The sequence below is a fragment of the Fusibacter sp. genome, assembly GCF_057447755.1.
This window is the reverse complement of record NZ_JBVBZF010000444.1, coordinates 1-2,300: the sequence shown is the minus strand read 5'-3', so window position 1 is coordinate 2,300 and position 2,300 is coordinate 1. Positions and strand designations below refer to the sequence as shown.

Sequence of the window (2,300 nt, the reverse complement as noted above, 5' to 3'; positions counted from 1 at the left end):
CCTTCATATACTGGACCCATTCATGATTGGAACAGTTCTTTATGCCCCATATTTTAACGTTTTGAGGGTGTGTAACGATTTCTCCAACAATTGAGTTTGTTATTTTTCCCAATTTCATTATTTGGTGCAAATAGAGTATGGTATCATAAAACAATTCATAGGCCCCAATTTGCGAAACCAATTCAACACCAGGAGAGGACTCTTTATCTTTATCTATATCTTTGTCATTTTCTCTATCTTCAAATACAAATTTTCCTTTAGTATAATCAAAATGTGCCATTTGCCGGATTTGATCTACAATCCTTGACCATACCTGGGGTGATATAGGGGCCTCAATACCTTTAAGCCATGCATTCTTAAATGGCTCGATTTTAAGTCCCAAAACGCCCTCAGCTTTTGGTGGCGATTTATAAAAGATCTGATAAAGCAATTGTGCCAAGAGTTGACGTGATTGCCATTTTGCCTTAGGGGTTAATGGGCTCAAGACTCGATCCATAAACAGTAGTTTTTTATCCTTGCGATTCACCCAAATATCCTGCAAAGCCAAAATGACAACACATTCATCCCTGCGTTCAAACGTCTCAAATGCATAACAAAGTTCTGCTGCAATTCCCATGAAGTGACTACTTGTAGACTCACAAAGAGCGTGTTCAATTGGCGTATATTCCTCAGGGACTGGTCTGAAAACAATAGTAGTTTCAGGGACATCTTCTTTAGGCGGCTGAAATAGTGGTGGTGTTCTGTAAAAAATGACAGCAGTAGAGTCATCGCCTGAATAACGGCTTGTTCTTTCGAGTAAGTAGTCTATTGAATCAAGGCCTTCTAAAATTAAGCCCTTTATGGCGTGATAAAAGTAAATATAATCTGTCTCGTGATTAGGATAGGCATTTTCAACACCATCAGTGGTCATGGCTATAAATGCTAGGTCATCCCCTAATGGGTATATCCCTGTTTTAAACTCAATTTCAGCATAGTCATCCGCCAAAGAAGTCGTTTGATTGTTTATATGGCGTTTGTCCTCTATGATCGGCTGAATCAAACGACCTGTATTTTCGTATATACCGATTAGGCCATCTCCAATTTGCAAAAATATCAAATTGTTGCCAAACTCAAAAAATGTTAACAGGGTGCAACCATAGTACTTGTAAATTGCGTTGAGGTCTTCCGTAGGGTCATTAAGGCCAATTTGAGACTCATAATGCGCCAAGACCTTTGTCTTCCAGAGTGTCACAATTTGTTGAGGCAAAAGTTTAGAAAAATACGCGCAAAGCCAAGTCTGAACTGACTCAGAAGAAAGCTCATGTCCCTCAAAAAAATTGAACCTTTCTTTCTCGATTTCTTCTTTTGATTTTAAAAGCTTTTCAATCACTGTCATTGCAGACTCAACAGCGAGTTTAGAACCGATTTCACTAAATTTGTGTGCATCAGAACCATGACCATCACTGACGGCAGCCATCACTAGGTCACCATTGACGTATTGAAAGGCATCTTGATTGGGTTTATCATTTCTAAGATGTGATGAGCCAATTTGACTATGACTCATCACTTTCCATTTATTCATTATATCTACCAATCCAGTTCTTCCACATTAACCTCCGAATCCAATGTTGGTGGCAATGGGATTGTATTTTTTACAGGGTTGATGGATGCGGTTGATACGGTTGTAGATGCCCATCTAATATAATTCTTTAAATCGCTAGCGTTCTTAGCGAGTAAGGGTTTAAGCTCTCCTCTAAATGAGTCTCCAATGAAGTCCTGCAAAACATCCATATCCGTTTCAGAGCCAATTGCAATTGAGATTCTAATGGCCTTGCTCCCCCATTTGGTTGCCTTTAATTTTTTAAGACCATTTTCATAATCATCCGTTGGCAAACCATCCGATAATAGAATCATCACAGGCTGATAACCTCTTGCACCTTGAAACTCAGTTTCCAATTTTTCTGCAAGAATTTCAAAACCACGTCCCATATCCGTAACCCCCTTGGTCACGATATTTTCCCAAGTAAAATCTCTCACATCCACATTTCTGACAATCCATCTTGCACCTGTTGAAAAAGATAAGGCATGAATTTTTATGGTCCCTTCTGTCTCCCTAGCAATTTCCTTAATATGAGGAATTGACTCTCTTATGGCATTATTTAGTGTTTCTACCTTGCCACCATAACTCATGGAATCCGAAGCATCTATTAAAAAAAATAAATGTAAATCCCTTGCACCCATTTTACCTTCACGTTCTACTGACATAATAGCCTCCTTATGGTTTTAATCTCATGTGATTAATAATTTCAATTATATATTTT

The 2,300-nt window shown here is 38.4% G+C and carries 2 protein-coding genes; both read right to left on the bottom strand.

From position 1 onward, the window contains the following. Nucleotides 1-1,561: PP2C family serine/threonine-protein phosphatase (locus tag AC220I_RS21430; RefSeq protein WP_486725906.1), on the bottom strand; the 1,561-nt coding region annotated here is incomplete at its 3' end. Nucleotides 1,562-1,566: 5 nt separating this feature from the next. Next, entirely contained in the window at nucleotides 1,567-2,244 is a 678-nt protein-coding gene (locus tag AC220I_RS21425; RefSeq protein ID WP_486725905.1) for a vWA domain-containing protein, read from the bottom strand. Nucleotides 2,245-2,300: the final 56 nt, after the last annotated feature.

Coding starts and splice junctions, on each gene's coding strand:
- AC220I_RS21425 (WP_486725905.1), bottom strand. CDS start 2,244: ATGTCAGTAGAACGTGAAGGTAAAATGGGTGCAAGGGATTTACATTTA.